Annotated in this window: 18 protein-coding genes; 15 read left to right on the plus strand and 3 right to left on the minus strand. The window is 38.5% G+C overall.

The genetic code is table 11. The features are described 5' to 3' along the window. Positions 1 to 81: 81 nt before the first annotated feature. The 10 genes from FKG96_RS12925 to FKG96_RS12970 all read left to right on the plus strand — a co-directional run bounded on the left by FKG96_RS12925 (position 82) and on the right by FKG96_RS12970 (position 10,315). Positions 82 to 672 carry an LEA type 2 family protein gene (locus FKG96_RS12925; RefSeq protein WP_242627319.1) on the plus strand — a complete coding sequence of 197 codons (591 nt, stop codon included), beginning with the start codon at positions 82 to 84 and terminating at the stop codon, positions 670 to 672. Between the two features lie 42 nt (positions 673 to 714). After that, positions 715 to 1,605 (plus strand): helix-turn-helix domain-containing protein, encoded by an 891-nt coding sequence (locus FKG96_RS12930; RefSeq protein WP_013666290.1) that lies wholly within the window; start codon positions 715 to 717, stop codon positions 1,603 to 1,605. 496 nt (positions 1,606 to 2,101) lie between these two features. Continuing rightward, the gene (locus tag FKG96_RS12935) at positions 2,102 to 2,551 is read left to right on the plus strand and encodes a MarR family winged helix-turn-helix transcriptional regulator (protein WP_013666291.1); all 450 of its coding nucleotides are present in this window, start codon (positions 2,102 to 2,104) and stop codon (positions 2,549 to 2,551) included. Positions 2,552 to 2,598: 47 nt separating this feature from the next. Continuing rightward, complete coding sequence (locus FKG96_RS12940) at positions 2,599 to 3,804, plus strand: pyridoxal phosphate-dependent aminotransferase family protein (protein WP_013666292.1); 1,206 nt, start codon at positions 2,599 to 2,601, stop codon at positions 3,802 to 3,804. 32 nt (positions 3,805 to 3,836) lie between these two features. Further along, the gene (locus tag FKG96_RS12945; RefSeq protein WP_130857362.1) at positions 3,837 to 4,955 is read left to right on the plus strand and encodes a hypothetical protein; all 1,119 of its coding nucleotides are present in this window, start codon (positions 3,837 to 3,839) and stop codon (positions 4,953 to 4,955) included. Positions 4,956 to 5,176: 221 nt separating this feature from the next. Next, positions 5,177 to 7,753 carry a DUF5686 and carboxypeptidase-like regulatory domain-containing protein gene (locus FKG96_RS12950; RefSeq protein WP_130857363.1) on the plus strand — a complete coding sequence of 859 codons (2,577 nt, stop codon included), beginning with the start codon at positions 5,177 to 5,179 and terminating at the stop codon, positions 7,751 to 7,753. An 87-nt stretch (positions 7,754 to 7,840) separates the two neighbouring features. Then, positions 7,841 to 8,473 (plus strand): sterol desaturase family protein, encoded by a 633-nt coding sequence (locus FKG96_RS12955; RefSeq protein WP_013666295.1) that lies wholly within the window; start codon positions 7,841 to 7,843, stop codon positions 8,471 to 8,473. Positions 8,474 to 8,548: 75 nt separating this feature from the next. Next, positions 8,549 to 9,304, plus strand: a complete 756-nt coding sequence (locus FKG96_RS12960; protein WP_341273590.1) for a CDP-alcohol phosphatidyltransferase family protein — start codon at positions 8,549 to 8,551, stop codon at positions 9,302 to 9,304. Continuing rightward, on the plus strand, positions 9,288 to 9,719 hold the full coding sequence (locus FKG96_RS12965; RefSeq protein WP_130857364.1) for a GtrA family protein: 432 nt from the start codon (positions 9,288 to 9,290) through the stop codon (positions 9,717 to 9,719). Before FKG96_RS12960 ends, FKG96_RS12965 begins: the two co-directional genes overlap by 17 nt. Before the next feature lie 8 nt (positions 9,720 to 9,727). Next, on the plus strand, positions 9,728 to 10,315 hold the full coding sequence (locus tag FKG96_RS12970; RefSeq protein ID WP_130857365.1) for a DUF4833 domain-containing protein: 588 nt from the start codon (positions 9,728 to 9,730) through the stop codon (positions 10,313 to 10,315). Positions 10,316 to 10,348: 33 nt separating this feature from the next. Here the strand turns inward: FKG96_RS12970 and FKG96_RS12975 are convergent, their stop codons facing one another. The 3 genes from FKG96_RS12975 to FKG96_RS12985 form a co-directional block, all read right to left on the minus strand. Beyond that, a complete protein-coding gene (locus FKG96_RS12975) occupies positions 10,349 to 11,623 on the minus strand; it encodes a DUF6600 domain-containing protein (protein ID WP_130857366.1) in 1,275 nt (424 codons plus the stop codon). Positions 11,624 to 11,770: 147 nt separating this feature from the next. Continuing rightward, the gene (locus FKG96_RS12980; protein ID WP_130857367.1) at positions 11,771 to 13,486 is read right to left on the minus strand and encodes a GMC oxidoreductase; all 1,716 of its coding nucleotides are present in this window, start codon (positions 13,484 to 13,486) and stop codon (positions 11,771 to 11,773) included. 11 nt (positions 13,487 to 13,497) lie between these two features. Beyond that, positions 13,498 to 14,040 (minus strand): gluconate 2-dehydrogenase subunit 3 family protein, encoded by a 543-nt coding sequence (locus FKG96_RS12985; protein ID WP_013666301.1) that lies wholly within the window; start codon positions 14,038 to 14,040, stop codon positions 13,498 to 13,500. 251 nt (positions 14,041 to 14,291) lie between these two features. On the opposite strand from FKG96_RS12985, the gene FKG96_RS12990 reads away from it, so the two are divergent. From FKG96_RS12990 to FKG96_RS13010, 5 genes are all read left to right on the plus strand, one after another. Further along, positions 14,292 to 14,876, plus strand: a complete 585-nt coding sequence (locus FKG96_RS12990; protein WP_130857368.1) for a DUF4230 domain-containing protein — start codon at positions 14,292 to 14,294, stop codon at positions 14,874 to 14,876. Positions 14,877 to 14,942: 66 nt separating this feature from the next. Then, positions 14,943 to 15,416 carry a GAF domain-containing protein gene (locus tag FKG96_RS12995; RefSeq protein WP_130857369.1) on the plus strand — a complete coding sequence of 158 codons (474 nt, stop codon included), beginning with the start codon at positions 14,943 to 14,945 and terminating at the stop codon, positions 15,414 to 15,416. Positions 15,417 to 15,469: 53 nt separating this feature from the next. Continuing rightward, positions 15,470 to 16,285, plus strand: coding sequence for a hypothetical protein (locus tag FKG96_RS13000; protein WP_130857370.1), 816 nt, complete (start codon positions 15,470 to 15,472; stop codon positions 16,283 to 16,285). Positions 16,286 to 16,360: 75 nt separating this feature from the next. After that, positions 16,361 to 17,263, plus strand: coding sequence for a histone deacetylase (locus FKG96_RS13005; RefSeq protein ID WP_130857371.1), 903 nt, complete (start codon positions 16,361 to 16,363; stop codon positions 17,261 to 17,263). Positions 17,264 to 17,274: 11 nt separating this feature from the next. After that, positions 17,275 to 18,090, plus strand: coding sequence for an alpha/beta hydrolase family protein (locus tag FKG96_RS13010; RefSeq protein ID WP_013666305.1), 816 nt, complete (start codon positions 17,275 to 17,277; stop codon positions 18,088 to 18,090). Positions 18,091 to 18,122 lie beyond the last annotated feature (32 nt).

Raw genomic sequence — 18,122 nt, forward strand, 5'->3', positions numbered from 1 at the left:
CGATCCCGTTTAACAAATATTAACCTTAATTGTCATCCCAATAACTTACTTTTGCTGTTAGGTGACACAAGAAATTTTATAATGAACAAGTTATTTTTAGCGATACTGCTTCCAATATTCGTTTCATGTGGTATTAATCAACAGGCCAAGCAAATTAAGGCTTTGGAAAAATGTAAATATGAAGTGAAAAGCGTAGATAGTGTCTTTCTGGCAGGTGCAGATATAGTTAAAATGCTTCAGTCGGGAAATATTGATACCCGCAGTATGGGCGGCGTGGCGATGGGTATGTTACGGAAAGAAATACCTTTGAAGGGAATATTGCATTTGAAAATCACTAATCCTACCACTAATTTAGCCGGGATTAATCAGTTTCAATATCAACTCCTTATGAAGGACAAAGAATTAGCTACCGGACTGGTTAATCAACAAATAAAAGTGAAACCCGGTGAATCAGTGGAGGTTCCGGTTTTAATTGATGCCAATGTTTATGGCTTGCTTTCCAACGGATCGGTATTGCAGGAAATATCAGATTTCATTTCAGGGAAAAATGCCAAGCAAGAAAGCGTGTTAACCATAAAATTAAAACCAACTATTGCTATTGGGAATAAAACAATAAATTATCCCGGTTGGATAACGTTCGATAGAAAAGTTACCCGCAGCTTGTTGTTGTAGTTTTTTTCGGAAAAGACGAGATGCCTAACTTACGCTGTATATATGAAAAAGAAATCACCTCAGATCACTTCGCACCATCTTTCTGAAGATGATTCTAGAGAATTTATTGTTTTTCATATCAATAAACGCCTGTTAAGTTCAAAGGAGTTTAAGCCTTATGATATTTTTAATCCTTTTAAGTCTGATTTCTTTGCTGTATTAATGGTCCATGAAGGATCTATAGATATTAATTTGAACTTGCAGCACTTTCGATTGGAAAAAAACAATCTGTTGGCATTTGCTCCCAATATGATCAAACGGTTGATTTCTATTAGTGATGACTGCAAATTTTATGCTATTCTGTATAAATCGTCTTTTTTGGTTAATGCAAATATTAGAGAGTTCCATCAGGATGTATACGACCTATCCGTTTCAGGTATGCCCTTATATAACCTGGCATTACATGAGATCAAAATCCTAAATAACTTAATTGAAGTTATGTTATTGCGCAATCATGCGGAAGATGCGAATATGAACGATGCCGTCGTGAAGCACAGTTTTTTAACCTTTATGTATGAGTATGCTTTTTTGTACAGGAAATACATAAGAGAGAAGAACCGAAAGGTGTCACGAAAGGAAGACATTATGCTTCGCTTTACCAAGTTGGTAGCCGATAACTTTAAGGAAGAACGAAGTGTTGATTTTTATGCAAAAAAGCTTTTTATAACACCCAAGTACCTATCGGAAGTTACTAAAGATGTTTCGGGCAAAACTGCCAGCGCTATTATCGCGGAAATGGTAATCATGGAAGCGAAGAGCTTATTGAGCATACCCTCTCTAACTGTCATAGAAGTAGCTGATTTTCTGAATTTCAGTGATATGTCTTTTTTCGGAAAATATTTTAAAAGGTACACAGGTGTCAATCCAACAAGCTACAGGAAGACGATCGCTTAATGTAGAATACTCATGTTAATGTCAAATTTGTTGGTAACGCAACGATTATTTTTGTTGATAACTTTTTCCTATCTCTATACTCTTTATCTTAGTCTTTTATATTGCTTTGGTCTGTAATTGGTTGAAAATAAGCGAATAATAGTGTGTATTATATTAACGTTTAAGGAATATTTCGTTGATATAAAATAAATTTTTATGCAGTTTCGAAGATTTTGTTAATTTTATATTAACAAAACAATGTACATAACCTAATCTTACAGCGAAATAAAATACAGAATTTTAGACGTGTTGCTGTATGAAGAATAGCTGTAAAATGTTGGTTTAACCTAAAAATAGGCAGGATTTTTAAATAAATTTCATCTTTAAGATTGAGATGAGAGCAGATTTTATACAGAAAAAATGACCAATTTTGGCGACATATGTACCTTTTTTAAATTTAATATTGAATTGATATTTGTGGCGTTATTAGTTGACATACAAACGATTTTTATAATAGATGAATCAGGTGAAAAATAATGATGATTTAGCCATATTCCACCTCGATAACCTGAGTAAGTTGTTGCGAAACAAAGCCAATCAATATTTGTCAGCTCAAGGAATCGAAGTGAGGATAGAACAGCTGCCTGTTTTGTTTAGTATACCGGAGGAGGGGCTTCCGCAGCAGCAAATTGCAGATGAGATCGGGAGAGATAAATCGTCGGTACTTCGGACTATTTCCAATTTAGAAAAGGAAGATTTGGTCCGAGTAACTACAGATGTAGCTGATAAAAGAAAAAATTGCGTCATGCTTACACCCAAGGGGCGTGCTTTGGCAAGACTTATCAAAGACAAAATAGTGAATCTTGAAAAAGTTTTGTTCAATAGCTTGAAGAGCCCGGAGCATGATCGATTTATGCAGGTAATTAAATCGATTGGGAATAACCTGCAAAATATACATATAATATAACTGTGTTAAAAAGTAGATGAACCCTCGGGTTTTAAATTTTCAATTAAATGAGCAGAAATTTTGACAAGCGTATAGCAGATTTTAAAGATGCGGCGGTGATAAAAGAGAAAGGCCTCTATCCTTATTTCAGACCGATCGAGTCTGGACAGGACACGGAAGTCGTCATCAACGGGAAGAAAGTACTCATGTTTGGCTCAAATTCTTATTTGGGATTAACCAACCACCCAAAAATTATTGAAGCTGCTCAAAAGGCTACCGCAAAATATGGCACGGGCTGTGCCGGCTCACGTTTTTTGAACGGAACGCTTGATATTCATGAGGAATTAGAAGCGAAACTTGCTGCTTACGTAGGTAAAGAAGGGGCTGTTTTATTTAGTACTGGATTTCAGGCTAATCTTGGCGCTCTTTCGTGTTTAACCGGAAGAAACGATTATTTGATTTTAGATGATTGTAATCATGCCTCTATTATAGATGGAAGCCGTTTATCATTCTCTAAAGTTATTAAGTATAAACATAATAACATGTCCGATTTACGCAATAAATTAAGCCAATTACCTGAAGAGGCTGTTAAATTAATTGCTGTTGACGGTGTGTTTAGTATGGAGGGCGATTTCGTCAAGCTTCCCGAATTGATTTCCATTGCAAAAGAATTCGATGCAGCAGTAATGGTAGATGATGCACATGGTTTAGGCGTAATCGGTGAAGCGGGCGCCGGAACGGCTTCGCATTTTGGCCTGACAGATGATGTCGATGTCATTATGGGAACTTTCAGTAAGTCGCTAGCGTCATTAGGTGGTTTTTTAGCAAGTGATGCGAACACGATAGAGTATTTGAAGCATCGAGCACGGTCCTTAATGTTTAGTGCTAGTATGACACCAGCGTCAGCAGCCAGTGTTTTAGCAGCTCTTGAAATCATTCAATCCGAACCCGAACATATTGAGAACCTTTGGAAAAATACCGAATATGCCAAAAGACAATTGTTGGAAAACGGGTTTGACTTGGGGAAAACAGAAAGTCCCATTCTACCGGTTTACATTCGTGACAATGATGCTACATTCTTAATAACGAAAAAATTGCAGGAAGCAGGTGTTTTTGTTAATCCTGTAGTATCTCCTGCCGTGGCTTCACAAGACTCTTTGATTCGATTTTCCTTGATGGCTTCACATACCTTCAACCAAATCGATGAGGCAGTTAGCAAGTTAACAAAGGCATATCGTGAGACTTTAACCAGCGAGTTCGTTAAAATAGCATAAAACCAAAAAGATAGGTATAGCATTTATTTTACATGAAGGTAGTTAACGTTTCGTCCAAGAGTCAATTAAAATCCTTTATAGATTTTCCTCACGATTTATACAAGAATGACAAGAACTATGTGCCGGAACTGTTTATCGCCCAGCGTGACATGCTCACGCCGGGGAAACACCCATTTCATGATCATTCATTTATCCAATTGTTCTTGGCTTACGAAGGTGAGCGAATTGTAGGGCGGATTGCTGCCATTTATAATACAAATCATAACGCCTTTACACAAGCGAATGATGGCTTCTTTGGTTTTTTTGATGCCATAGATGATCAGGTTGTTGTAGACACCCTGTTATCACACAGTATCGCTTGGCTTAAAGAAAAGGGAGCTAACCGGTTAATTGGGCCGATAAACTTATCAACCAACGACTCTTGTGGACTTTTGGTGCAAGGGTTTGATCGACCACCGGTGGCTATGATGCCTTATAATAAGTCATACTACGAAAAGTTATTACTGGCATCTGGCTTGAAAAAGTTTACGGACTTATTAGCTTATCTTGTTATTCGGAATAATTTGAACGACCGATCTGTGCGATTGCTGGGTGCGTTGGAAAACCGATTGAAAAGAAGCGATATAAAGATCAGACAGATTGACAAGAAAAATCTGAAGCGAGAAATTCCTAAGATTAAAGCGCTTTATAATAGTGCTTGGGATAAGAACCTCGGCTTTGTGCCTATGACTGATGAAGAGTTCAACTTTTTAGCAAAAGATTTGTCATTAATTCTAGACCCCAAATATTGCATTATTGCGGAGCAGGGAGATAAAATGGTAGGATTTGCGCTAGGCATTCCGGATATCAACCAAATATTGATTAAGATAAAACGTGGCCGGCTTTTTCCCACAGGAATTTTTAAATTATTATTTGGGCTGAAAAAGGTAACAGGTGTACGTGTATTATTACTGGGTGTTATCGACGGCTATCGCAAAATGGGTATTGAAGCTTGCCTATACGGAACATTAATCAAGAACGCCGAAGGTACGAAAGTTGAGTACGCCGAATGTTCCTGGATGTTGGAAGACAATTACCTAATGAATCATGCTATTGAGCAAATAAACGGTCAACAATACAAGCGATATCGCTTATTTGAAAAAGTAATTTAGCGTTGATTCTTTTATCATCTTTGATGGTAATTTATCTTTCTGCATAAGCTTGTTCTGATTTACAGAGATGTAGAAATAGTATTTTATTTTCTTGTTAAATAAGTGAATCTCTGTTGTGAAGGCTCCAATTTTTGACTTTTTGACCACAATAGTCTTAAATGAAATCCTTTATTTTGCAGTGTAAATTAGGTGTTACACATCTAAACTAATTGAATTAAGAAGTGAAAGTAAATATCGCAAAGATCCACAAAAAATATACCCGTTTTTGTTTATTGTTTTTTTTCGTGTTACTTGGCTGGCAGGTTCATGCGCAAACGACTATCGTACGCGGTGTGATAACTGATGCTGCAACAAAAGAAACACTTCCTTATGTAAGTATTTTAATACCTGGAACCACGATTGGAACTTCAGCTGACGATGAAGGCCATTTTAGTATCAAGATAGACGGTAATTATTCGAAACTTAGATTTGCGTATATAGGATACGTTACGGTAGAGAAAGATATTAAACCAGGAGAGGACCAAGTCGTAAATGTCCAGATGAAAGTGGATGCCAGAATGCTAAATGAAGTGGTTGTTACCGGCAAGAAAGGTAGGTATAGAAATAAAAATAATCCGGCAGTTGAACTGATAAGACAGGTAATCGCTCATAAGAAGGAGAATCAAATGGAAAATTATGATTTCGTTCAATTTGAGGAATACAGCAAACTATCAATGGCATTAAGTAATCTGTCTGATAAATTTAAAGAAAAACGTATATTTAGAAATTATCAATTTTTATTCGCAGAGCAAGATTCTAACGCCATTGGGGGGAAAAACGTGCTTCCTGCTTATATGGAAGAGAAATTGTCAAACATTTATTTCCGTAAAAATCCTTATAAGAAAAAGCGGTATATTCTTGCCGATAAGAAAGCAGAGTTCGACCCACATTTTATTGATAATGATGGGGTAAGTAATTATCTGCATCGATTGTACGAGGATATCAATATTTACGATAACGATATTTCTATCACAACCAATTTGTTTTTGAGTCCTATCGCAAATAATTCCCCTACTTTTTATAAGTTCTTTATCAGCGATACTGTAAAAACGGAAAAGCCATGGTTAGTCGAGTTGAGTTTCGTGCCCCGCAATAAAGCAGATATGTTGTTTGAAGGGAAATTATTTATCACGTTAGATGGTAATTATGCCGTACAGAATGCCTACCTGACGGTAAATAAAGATATCAATCTAAACTTTATGCGGGATTTACAGGCAAAACTTGAATATAGCAAAAATCCTGACGGTCGGTATCATTTAAGTAAAAGCACACTTACAATGGAATTCGCTTTGGGAGATAAAGGAGGTGGTATATTAGGGGAGCGAACTGTATCTTTTCAAAAATATTTAATCGGGCAGTCACAACCGGATAGTATTTACAAAGGCCCGGATGAAGAAATTGCCTATAATCCGGAGGTGAAAACTACAGAAGAGTATTGGAAAGGCGTACGCCATATGCCTCTTGAATTACGTGAAGTCGGTATATACAAGAATGTGGATACCCTTCAAACGATTAAGTCGTTTCGGCGTATTATGGATTGGGGAACCGTGCTATTAGCAGGGTATAAGTCATTTGGTAAGTTTGAAATGGGACCGGCAAGCACCTTTTATAGCTTTAATCCGGTGGAAGGGTTCCGTTTACGCTTGGGCGGTCGGACTACCACGGATCTTAGTAAAAGGATGTTCTTTGAAACTTACGGCGCTTACGGTTTCCGGGATAAAAAATGGAAATATTTTTTGAGTGCCACTTACTCACTTAATAACAAGTCGGTATATTCCTTTCCATTACATTATTTCAAAGCGAGCTATCAACACGATACCAAAATTCCGGGACAGGAGTTGCAATTTGTCCAGGAAGACAATTTCTTACTCTCATTCAAACGGGGTGATAATAATAGATGGCTTTATAATGATATTGCAAAGTTCGAATATGTACATGAGCTGCCAAGCAGATTTTCCTATAAAGTCGGCTTTACACATTGGCGTCAACGCCCCGCGGGCGTGTTGATTTATCAGCGCGAAGATGCTAATGGCAATCTAGTTAATGTGAATGAACTGACATCATCGGAAGTAAATGTCGAGCTTCGTTATGCTCCAAACGAACAATTCTATCAAGGTAAGGTTTATCGTATCCCTATATTCAATAAATATCCAATATTCACACTGCGATATAATATGGGCTTAAAGAACGTTTTCAATAGTACTAATGACTATCATAACTTTAGTGCCAATATCTTTAAACGAGTTTATTTATCGCAATTTGGTTATTCTGATGTCACATTGGAAGGTGGATATATTTTTGGTGAGAACATTCCTTTTCCGCTCTTAGCTATTCATCGGGCGAATCAGACGTATGCGTACCAATTGAATTCTTATAACTTAATGAATTTCCTTGAGTTTGTGAGTGATCATTATGCGGCTGTTAATGTACAGTATTATCTTAATGGTTTTATTTTCAATAAGATTCCGTTACTTAAGCGCTTGAAGTGGCGCGAGGTAGTCAGCTTTAAAGGGTTGTGGGGCGGTTTAAGAAATGAAAACAATCCGAACTATAACAATTCAGTGTATAAATTTTCAATGGATGAAAACGGCTTACCTATTACGTATACCTTAGGAAGTAAACCTTATATTGAAGGAAGTGTCGGCATCGCTAATATCTTTAAATTGGTTCGAGTCGATTTAATTAGAAGATTTACATATTTGGAAAACCCAAATGTTTCCGAATGGGGTATACGAGCGCGGGTTAAATTTGATTTTTAATCGTTTTACGACGCTTTTTTGTTTATTTTTGTCTATTCTTGTCGGCTCTTACACGAACCGATAAGTTATATTATCAAGCGAATTATCATGGCAAAGAATTATGTTTCTAACTCGCAGGAATCAGTAAGGATGTTTAAGAGCAACTTGCTTGAACCGCTAACAAAGGTGCATTTTACGGTGCCTTTGATATTATTTGTGCCGGTTATTGTTTATTTCTCTTGGAAAGCATTTGCGACTTATAATGTATCTATTGGATTTTACTTAGGATATTTTGCTATCGGCCTATTTGTTTGGACATTTACAGAGTATGTAATGCACCGCTTCGTTTTTCATTTGCCCCCTAAGGGAAAAATCATGGAACGGCTGCATTTCATCTTTCATGGTGTGCATCATGACTATCCGATGGATAAATTAAGATTGGTAATGCCACCATCCGTTAGTATTCCGCTTGCTTTGGCCCTATATTACTTGTTTACGTTGTTCTTTAGTAATATTCAGATGGCTGCGTTTTTTCCCGGGTTTATTGTCGGATATCTTTTTTATGATATTGGTCACTATGCCATGCATCATTATAATTTCAAAAGCGGCATTATGAAACGAATAAAACAGCACCACATGCTGCACCATTACCAGGATGCCGACAAAGGATATGGCGTAAGTTCTCCGTTATGGGATTTCATTTTCGGTTCTAATTTTGAAAAAAGAAAAAAGGCGAAATAGCTAAGCGACTTCCTGCAACTGTTAAAAACAGCCGTTCATGAATGCTTTTGAGCATTGTGTGATTGATATGAACTTATGAAAGGAAATAAAACGACTGATGACATGCTTGGAAAAAAGCATGATCAGGTGCAAGAAGAAAATCGAAAAAAAGCGAGTCTTTTTAAAGATAGAAAGCGTACTAACCTTCTAAGAAGTGTTGAGCAACGTGCGATCTCTTATTTAGTTACGAAGATCCCGAATTTTATAACACCTAATATACTGACTGGTATTGGGTTCCTTGGAGGGGTAATGGTTTTGGGAGGTTTTGTACTTGCAAGTTACCTCGATCGTTCTTATCTTTTATTAGGAGTTCTCGGTTTGTTCGTCAATTGGTTTGGAGATTCACTCGATGGCCGAATTGCTTATTATCGTAACATTCCGAGAAAATGGTATGGATTCTCGTTGGATATTATAATGGATTGGATCAATACCGTTATTATGGGGCTTGGTTTTATTATTTATTTAGGAGAAGGCTATGAGCTTTTATCCTATTTTTTCGTAGCCTTATATGGGTGGGCGATGATTATAACACAACTGCGCTATAAAATTACGGATAAATATACCATCGATGCAGGTACCGTTGGGCCCACGGAAATTAGAGGAATTATTAGCCTAATCTTTCTTTTGGAAGTGTTGTATGCAGGAGCTGTTAACGTGTTTTCGGCTCTCGTGGTTGTCATTTTATTTATTGTTAACCTCGTTGATACCAGAAAATTACTGCGTTTGGGTGATACCCGTGATATAGCAGAACGGGCGGTAAAAAGCACTTCCCCTAATGTTAAGGAAAAGTAGTCTCTGTACCTTTGCTAAGGCTCAGTTTTCGGCTTTTTTAGGTGGTTTGGTCGATTATGGAGCGATGATTTTATGTACGGAATTATTGTACATACATTATACTATTTCGATTGTTATTGGTGGGATAATAGGCGCTCTTGTTAATTTTACAGTCAACCGAAACTGGACATTTAGTGGAAAAGAAACAAGGGCAAGAAATGAGGGAATACTTATCCAACTGTTAAAGTTTGCTTCGATGGTAGGTGGAAGTATTCTGTTGAAATCATCCGGCACCTTTTTGGTTACCGAGATTGGGCAAATTGATTATAGGATGAGCCGGGTGTTAGTAGATATCTTAGTGTCGATTGGTTTTAACTACACATTGCAGCGTTATTGGATTTTTAAAAAAATGCCTCCTAATAACCAGATCAGATAAATGTCTTTATGAATATAAATATAGTTAAATCATTGTTTTATGCACTTCTTTTGGGTGTTGGGCTGGCAACATACTCGCCCAATACTTATGCTTCTACGGCAGCATATGAAGATACGCATGCTTATATCGATTCATTTCCTATACCTAAGGATGTGGAACATTTGCTGTTTTATATACAGCGGGACCCCAACACAAATACCATTTGTTATGCGTTAAATGTGGATAAAGGTGGTCGACTCGATTTAGGTAGCCCGATTCATGCTTTTTGGATCCGTTATCCGGAAGGGGGCATACGAAAGGAATTAAATTTTATTCAGCGAAAATTTGCTTACGGTATTAATACGAAAAAATTGAACGATGGTAGCTATGACGTTCGTTCCGTTGCATATAGCAAGTTACCACTGAAATTAAAGAAGGACGCAAAAGGAAGCTATCGTGTCTACGCAAATATTGATGGTAAGGAATCCGTACTTGAGAGAATATTTATCCGAATCGGTGATGGCGGAACTTTTTGGAAGCCTGACGTTAAATATATTGAGCTAAAAGGTATTGAGGTTAAAACCGGCAAACGTATACTTGAACGATTTAAACCCTAAATAGGAAGGCCCGATATGCGGGCCTTCTGTTTTTTATCCTCTGATATTTCTTGAAATTCTTTCCGGGCGATCTTGGCCTCTAGAGGGCCTTTCACTCCTTGAGGGAGCGTTCGATCGCGGTTGTTCACTCCTCTGGATCCGTGGTTGCTCATTTCTTGGCATTCTGGAAGGACCACTTGGTCGTGTGTGCTGTTGTCTTTCAGAACGCCTTACGCCTGGTGCATTGTCTCCGTTAGATCGGGCACTGCCGGCACTGCTTCTCACTCTTCCAGGTCGTTCTATGTTATTTGGCGCCTCTTGTATACGCGAGCGATTTTCCCTTATCCGAGTTTCGCTACTAGGATTTCTTGACGGCCCAACGCTCGAACGATTTGGTCTTTCGGTCTTCTCATTTCCGTTAATATATGGACTTCTCTCTATACGACCCGATGCCCGGTTCGCTATATTTCCGTTTCGACTAGATGGCCTAGTCGTTGATCCGCCCCTAAAGTTATCGGTCTTTCTATCATTCGATCTATTTGCACTCGACCGAATGTTGTCAGCGGAAGTTATCCTAGCTGGTCTTGCCTGATTGCTTCTACTTACATTTGGTCGATAGATTTCCAGCGACCGACCTGTTATTCTTCCTGACCCTGGTCTACTTGCGTTACTTATACGATGTACCGGTACAGAAGATCGCGTAATGCGTTGAATATCACTTCTTCTTGGACCGGAATAATATCGGTGATTATTATATACATAGGTATTGTTAATGATCGTTGTTCTGTTATAAACGTTTACAACGGTTCTTCTCGGGGCGTAATAGCGGTGTATGGAAGTACTTAAGATATAGCGTTGCGGAACAAAAATCCAGTATGAAGAGGGAATGTTAATGTTTATACCGATGCTTACACCGGGGCCTAAGGGAGCCCAGCCATAGTAACCACCTCCTGATCGCCAACTTACCCATGCGGGCCCCCATTCATAACCAGGTACCCAGCACCATCCAAATCGTCTATTATAGTTCCATCTTCCATAGTGAAATGGTGCCCAGCCCCAATCATAATTAGATACCCAGGTATTACCATAATCCGTCATTACCCATCTGCCGTTGGTTGCATAAGGTTGGAAATCGGGATCGACATTCGGTACCCATATATATCCGTAGTCAGGATCATCGATCCATTCTCCATAGGGCGAAAGTTCGTCGTAAAACTGCTGGAATGATACAGTTATTCCAGGTTGTGCATTTACTTTTTTACCAAAGCCAACAATAAATATAAAGCTAAGGGAAAAAAGTAATATGCGTATATTATTCAGTGTTTTCATCGTCTGCTTTTTTAACCTTACGAAATTATTTTCTTTAGTACTATGACAGAAAGTTTTCAGGAAGGTTTAAAAGTAGCCAATGGAGGAGAGATGATCTGTTAGGGCAGAAGCGCTGCAATATAAGGCGACGTGCCCCAACAAATTTTTTTACAGGTTATTTTTTTTCATTTCATTAACAGCAAAATCAACCGCTCTAGCTGAGAAAGCCATGTAGGTAAGCGATGGGTTCTGAGTAGATGTGGAAGTCATGCACGCTCCATCTGTAACAAAAACATTTTTGCAATGGTGAAGCTGATTCCATTTATTGAGCAAAGAAGTCTTGGGGTCTCTTCCCATCCGTACTCCACCCATTTCATGGATATCTAAGCCAGGCGCTTGTCCGGCTGTATTTGCTTGTATATTGGTGAAACCGGCGGTAGTAAACATTTCGGTCATTTGCTCAATGTAATCCGCTTTCATTTTTGCATCATTTTCATCATAATCAACAGCTATTTTAAGCAGCGGAATGCCCCACGCGTCCTTTTTATCACTGTCTAAAGCTACATAATTTGATTCTTTCGGAATGGTTTCAGCCATCATATGAGACCCAACACGCCAAGGGCCCGGTTTAGCGTTTAATAGTTGTTCCTTAAGATCTACTCCTAAACCCGACATATCGCGGTTAGGTGACCGGTAAGCGGAAAATCCTGCTGCATATCCTCTAATAAAATCCGTTTCCTGCTTATGAACATTCCTAAATCTAGGAATATAGCCACCACCGGCTGGATTTCTCCCATCTGTTTTATATTCTTTCATTCCATCGTATTCGGCACTGATCCTTGCGCTGTAGTTATGAAAGGCTACATATTTTCCCAATAGGCCACTGTCATTACCTAAACCATTTGGAAAGCGGTTTGACGTCGAATTTAGGAGAATAAGGTTTGTATTTAGGGCGGCTGCATTCACAAAAATGATCTTTGCAAAATAATCTATTTCCTCTTTTGTGTTCGCATCGATAACTTTGACCCCTATTGCTTTACCTTTCTCTTCATCATAAATGATGGAATGGGCGACTGAGAATGGCCGTAATGTTAGGTTCCCAGTTTTTTGTGCCCATGGAAGCGTGGAAGCATTACTGCTAAAATAACCGCCGAACGGACATCCACGTTGGCAAAGAACCCGGTTTTGGCATTGTACCCGACCTTGTTCTATATGGATGGGGTTGGGTTTAGACAAGTGCGCACAACGTGCACTGATAACATGTCGGCCGCGATATTTCTTTTGTAAGACACCCTTAAAATAATCCTCAACGGCATTTAGTGGATAGGCAGGAAGAAATTCACCATCCGGTAGCTCTTTTAGACCATCTCGATTTCCGGAAATGCCGGCAAATTTTTCGACATAGCTATACCATGGCGCTAGATCTTTGTATCGGATTGGCCAGTCTACTGCGAAACCGTCTCTGCCAGGGCCTTCAAAATCATAGTCGGACCACCGTTGCGTTTGTCGTGCCCACAAAAGAGATTTTCCGCCCACCTGATAGCCTCGAATCCAATCAAAAGGTTTTTCCTGTACATATGGGTGCTCGTTATCTTTTACGAAAAAATGCATAGCATCCTCTCGAAAAGCATAACATCTATTTACGATAGGTGCCGCTTCTTGGATTGCTAAAGGAACCTCGCCCCGGTGTTCAAATTCATAAGGATACATGTTGGTGGTGGGGTAATCTACCACATGTTTGACATCTTTTCCACGTTCTAACACCAGCGTTTTTAACCCTTTTTCCGTTAATTCTTTGGCTGACCAGCCCCCGCTGATTCCGGAGCCGATAACAATAGCATCAAATGTACGTTCCTTTATGCTATCAATATTTATGTTTGACATTTGTACTTCCTTTAGCTTAATTTATCAGTTGATTCTTCTACTTTGGCATACCCATTATATCTCCCGGGAATCAGTTCATATTGCTTCAGATCTTTCATTACATATTGAGAGTTTAAGAAACCCTGAATTGTTCGTTTTTTTGTAATATCGTAAAAACGTTGTTCATCGGTTTCCTTTTCACTACTTGCTATGTATTGTAATAACTGTGTGCGTTGTTGAGCTGATAATACTGTAAATTCTTTTGAAAATTTTTCTTTTGCCAGGATATCTATGCGATCAAGTCCTTTGACAAAGCTATCTCGATCCACTTTATTGTGGCAATCATCCACCATCTTTAACACAAAGAGATGTAAATTCAGCTCTTTGGATCCGAAAGTTTCTGTTTTAGGAAGTATTGTTTCTGTAATCTCAGCTAACAGATCCTCTTGCTTAGCATTGATATCCAAGTTGTTCAACTGAATGGATGCTTTTCCAGCCTCTCCCGAACAGGACGGTAAAATAGCAATACCTCCTGCTATGATAAAAAGGCTTTTGATTGCTGCTCTTCTTTTCATCCGATTTATAGTGTAGTCTTGTTTAGCTTTCTGAAGTTATATAGAATTCAATATTAGTGATAAATATGCTAAGAAAGAAATTGCGCTTGTAGATTTATTCATTTTTCTTTTTTACTAAAACGGTTTTACAGAGCTAGATAAGTTATAAACCGTATGGCGGCGGGATAATGCAATCCTATAGTCACAAGAGATATGATTGCTAATGCGTTATTAAACCTTTTAGGTTAACAATTGTTCAAGCATTAAAAAGTATGTTGAGGAAAACAATTTCTACTATCGTTATTTTGTTGCTAATTGCGGTACTTTTAGTATCGGGGTGGTTTATCTATTACAAATTTGATCTGGGACCTTCAAAAGTACAGGTGGCGGACGATGTAATGGTTGAGCGCATTACCGATATTGGCAAATTAGAGCTGGTTAAATATTCAATGAAGGATGTCCTTGAACGAAAAGAATTACGTTATTTTTTTCCCGATCAGCGTGTGCTTTTCATAGCGGTAGGAGAGGTGGCCGGTTGTATAGACTTGAGAAAAGTAAAGAAAGAAGATATTATTAGAAATGGCTCGGATTCGGTAACTATCTATTTGCCTGAACCCGAGATCTGTTATGTGCGTTTGGATCATAAGCGATCCAAAGTTTATGATATCTCGGGAGCGTGGTTACCGGGTGATACGCAGAATCTAGTTGAAGGTATTTATCAATTGGCGGAGCAGCGCTTGCTGAAAAATGCGCAGGAGATGAATGTTTTAGGTAAGACGAAAGAAAATGCTTCTATTATTTTTAAACCAATGATTGAGAATATAACGGGGGCTAAGATAAATATTGCTTTTAGATAGCAGTCCTCTCTAGGGAAAGCAGCATAAAATAAATAATTTCGTGCCGAAAAGAAAGCAAAAACAAACATGGCAGAAGATTTAGTTATAGCGAAAGGCACAAAAGAGAGTCAATATCAATCTTTGTTACCACAGGTAGAGGCCTTGCTAGAAGGCGAACAAGATTTAATAGCCAATTTGGCAAATATGGCCGCGGCACTTAAAGCACAATTCAATTTTTTTTGGGTCGGCTTTTACCTAATTAAAAATAATGAATTAGTGTTGGGACCATTTCAAGGGCCGGTAGCGTGCACACGTATACAAATGGGTAAGGGTGTTTGCGGCACAGCTTGGAAAGAGAACCGTGTATTGATTGTACCTGACGTAGATCAGTTTCCCGGCCATATCGCCTGTAGTTCCTATTCAAAATCAGAAATTGTATTGCCTGTAAGGCGACAGGGTGGGGATGTTATCGGTGTGCTTGATATTGATAGTGAACGATTGGCTGATTTTGATGAAATAGACGAGAGATACCTGATACAATTACTTGCCCTTTTACCGTAAGCCATTTGAACTTTCTACGGGTCTGTTTGTTAGCGTATAAAAGACTCTTTGTTATGCGTTACATTAGGCAGTTGGCGATTATTAATTTCATTAGTTATTGCTTCGCATTTCTAATATCCATGTTAGGCCAAACACGAGACATCGGTGGATACACGATGGGCGAAATGTCTGCTAAATATGAATCCGGAATAACACCGGCCGCGTTCACTTTCTCTATTTGGTCTGTCATTTATACCGCTCTGTTCCTCATGTTGATCGTTCATTTGATAAAAGCTTTTTCGGAACAGCAACAATTTGTAACGAATCAAGAGGTTTTCCAAATTGGCTTTTCTTTTAGCATCAATCAACTGGCTATTGCAACCTGGGTATATACTTGGTTAAACGATATACCAGGGTTATCACTTGTATTATTACTGGTTCAGCTTTTTACTTTATACTATATGGCCAAACGCCTTCAATTGCTGATTCCCCAAAAGGGAAAACTTTCACTTTTTATTACCCAATTACCCTTGAGTATCTATTTTGGCTGGATAACGATTGCTTGTTTAGCCAATTTTGCGGCATGGTTGGTTTCTTTAGGATGGCTAGCAAATCCGGCAGTAGATCTTTACGTAAGTTATGCTCTATTGCTGACAGCAGCTGTATTAGGAACGGTTACTGTCTATTTTAAGCACAACATATTTTACGGGCTGATTATTATATGGGGCATATACGGGATTTTAATGAAACGATTTGAAGAGGCAGATCCTTATTTTCATTCGTTAATTTATGTAGGCGCGTTCGGGATTATTCTTATACTATTGGCTATTATACGAAGCATTCTAAATTATTCCAACACACAGAAGCGTACTTTTTTAAGCAGAAAGTAAGATTCTGATCCAATTATTTTGTAGTTCACCGATTTTACTATTTTAGTGCTTTTTAAGTTTGTCAATTAAATTAAAGTGCTGAAGATTGCATTTGATCCACTGTATGTTCATCCTGTGCCTGTCGGACATCGTTTTCCGATGTTGAAATATGAATTAATACCTGAACAGCTTGTATATGAGGGGACCGTACTTCCAAACGCTTTTTTTAGGCCTCATGAGGTAGACGAACATTATATTACGTTGGCCCATCAAATCACTTATTGGGAGAAACTTAAAAACCTCAATCTCTCCACAAAAGAGATAAGGCGAACAGGTTTTTCTTTAAGTAAGCTGCTGGTATATAGGGAAATCAGTATTGTTCAGGGGACTATTGAGTGTTGCGACCATGCGTTACAAGATGGAATTGCGTTCAATATAGCCGGTGGTACTCATCATGCCGGAAGCAATTGGGGAGAAGGCTTTTGCTTATTGAACGATCAGGCTATTGGAGCTCATTATCTTTTATCGCAAAAGAAGGCGAAAAAAATATTGATAATAGATTTGGACGTGCATCAAGGAAATGGAACGGCTGATATATTTAAAAGTGAGCAACGCGTTTTTACTTTTTCAATGCATTGTCAACGTAATTTTCCGTTTAGAAAAGAGCATTCCGATTTGGATATCGGTTTACCGGAGGGTGTGGGAGATGAAGAGTACTTAGGGATTCTTGAAAAGAACTTAGAAGCCTTATTTAATCAGGTGAAGCCTGAGTTCGTATTTTATTTGGCAGGGGTGGACGTTCTGGAGACAGACAAATTAGGTTGGCTATCGCTAAGTAAACCGGGATGCAAGACAAGAGATGAAATCGTTTTTGAATATTGTAGGCGTTTCGGAGTACCTGTACAGGTCAGTATGGGAGGTGGATACTCCACACATATTAAAGATATTGTTGACGCTCATTGCAATACCTTTAAAGCGGCTATCGATAAATTATATTAAAATTATCACATATGCATAGAATATTCTTATCCTTAAGTTTTTGTTTTCTTGTCTTCACAGCCTATGCTGCGAAAGTTGATACGGTTCTTACTACAAGTGAATCAATGAAGAAAACGATCAAAGCAGTTGTTATAACACCACGAGTATATAATGGAGAAAAGGCGCTGCCCGTTGTCTACTTGCTTCATGGATACAGTGGCAATTACGCTGACTGGGTGACAAAAGTACCGGCTATTCAAGAACTAGCGGATAATTATCAATACATCATTGTTTGCCCGGATGGTGGTTTCAGCAGCTGGTACCTAGATAGTCCAATTGACCCGCAATTCAAGTATGAAACTTATATCGTGAAGGAATTAATACCCTTTATCGATCAGAAGTATAAGACGGTAAGATCTCGTAATGGCAGAGCAATTACAGGGCTAAGCATGGGCGGGCACGGGGCGCTTTATTTAGCATTCAGACACCAAGATTTATTTGGTGCGGCAGGAAGTATGTCAGGTGGCGTTGACATTCGGCCGTTTCCTGCTAATTGGGATTTATCAAAACGATTAGGGGCTCTGTCGGAACATCCCGAATCGTGGGAAGAACATACCGTTACTAATTTACTACATCTGCTAATGCCTGATAAGTTGGCTATTATTATCGACTGTGGAACGGCTGATTTTTTTTATACCGTTAATGAACAGCTTCATAAGAAAATGATGGATAGAAATATAGAACACGACTATATAACGAGACCTGGTGCCCATAATTGGGAATATTGGTCGAACAGCATAGCTTATCAGCTGTTATTTATGCATCGTTTCTTCTTGAAAAAAGAATAATACTATTTTTGTCCTCGTCTTATCAAAAAACT

The organism is Olivibacter sp. LS-1 (assembly GCF_008245145.1).
GTDB lineage: Bacteria > Bacteroidota > Bacteroidia > Sphingobacteriales > Sphingobacteriaceae > Olivibacter > Olivibacter oleidegradans.

Coding starts and splice junctions, on each gene's coding strand:
- FKG96_RS12925 (WP_242627319.1), top strand. CDS start 82: ATGAACAAGTTATTTTTAGCGATACTGCTTCCAATATTCGTTTCATGT.
- FKG96_RS12930 (WP_013666290.1), top strand. CDS start 715: ATGAAAAAGAAATCACCTCAGATCACTTCGCACCATCTTTCTGAAGAT.
- FKG96_RS12935 (WP_013666291.1), top strand. CDS start 2,102: ATGAATCAGGTGAAAAATAATGATGATTTAGCCATATTCCACCTCGAT.
- FKG96_RS12940 (WP_013666292.1), top strand. CDS start 2,599: ATGAGCAGAAATTTTGACAAGCGTATAGCAGATTTTAAAGATGCGGCG.
- FKG96_RS12945 (WP_130857362.1), top strand. CDS start 3,837: ATGAAGGTAGTTAACGTTTCGTCCAAGAGTCAATTAAAATCCTTTATA.
- FKG96_RS12955 (WP_013666295.1), top strand. CDS start 7,841: ATGGCAAAGAATTATGTTTCTAACTCGCAGGAATCAGTAAGGATGTTT.
- FKG96_RS12960 (WP_341273590.1), top strand. CDS start 8,549: ATGAAAGGAAATAAAACGACTGATGACATGCTTGGAAAAAAGCATGAT.
- FKG96_RS12965 (WP_130857364.1), top strand. CDS start 9,288: ATGTTAAGGAAAAGTAGTCTCTGTACCTTTGCTAAGGCTCAGTTTTCG.
- FKG96_RS12970 (WP_130857365.1), top strand. CDS start 9,728: ATGAATATAAATATAGTTAAATCATTGTTTTATGCACTTCTTTTGGGT.
- FKG96_RS12975 (WP_130857366.1), bottom strand. CDS start 11,623: ATGAAAACACTGAATAATATACGCATATTACTTTTTTCCCTTAGCTTT.
- FKG96_RS12980 (WP_130857367.1), bottom strand. CDS start 13,486: ATGTCAAACATAAATATTGATAGCATAAAGGAACGTACATTTGATGCT.
- FKG96_RS12985 (WP_013666301.1), bottom strand. CDS start 14,040: ATGAAAAGAAGAGCAGCAATCAAAAGCCTTTTTATCATAGCAGGAGGT.
- FKG96_RS12990 (WP_130857368.1), top strand. CDS start 14,292: ATGTTGAGGAAAACAATTTCTACTATCGTTATTTTGTTGCTAATTGCG.
- FKG96_RS12995 (WP_130857369.1), top strand. CDS start 14,943: ATGGCAGAAGATTTAGTTATAGCGAAAGGCACAAAAGAGAGTCAATAT.
- FKG96_RS13000 (WP_130857370.1), top strand. CDS start 15,470: ATGCGTTACATTAGGCAGTTGGCGATTATTAATTTCATTAGTTATTGC.
- FKG96_RS13010 (WP_013666305.1), top strand. CDS start 17,275: ATGCATAGAATATTCTTATCCTTAAGTTTTTGTTTTCTTGTCTTCACA.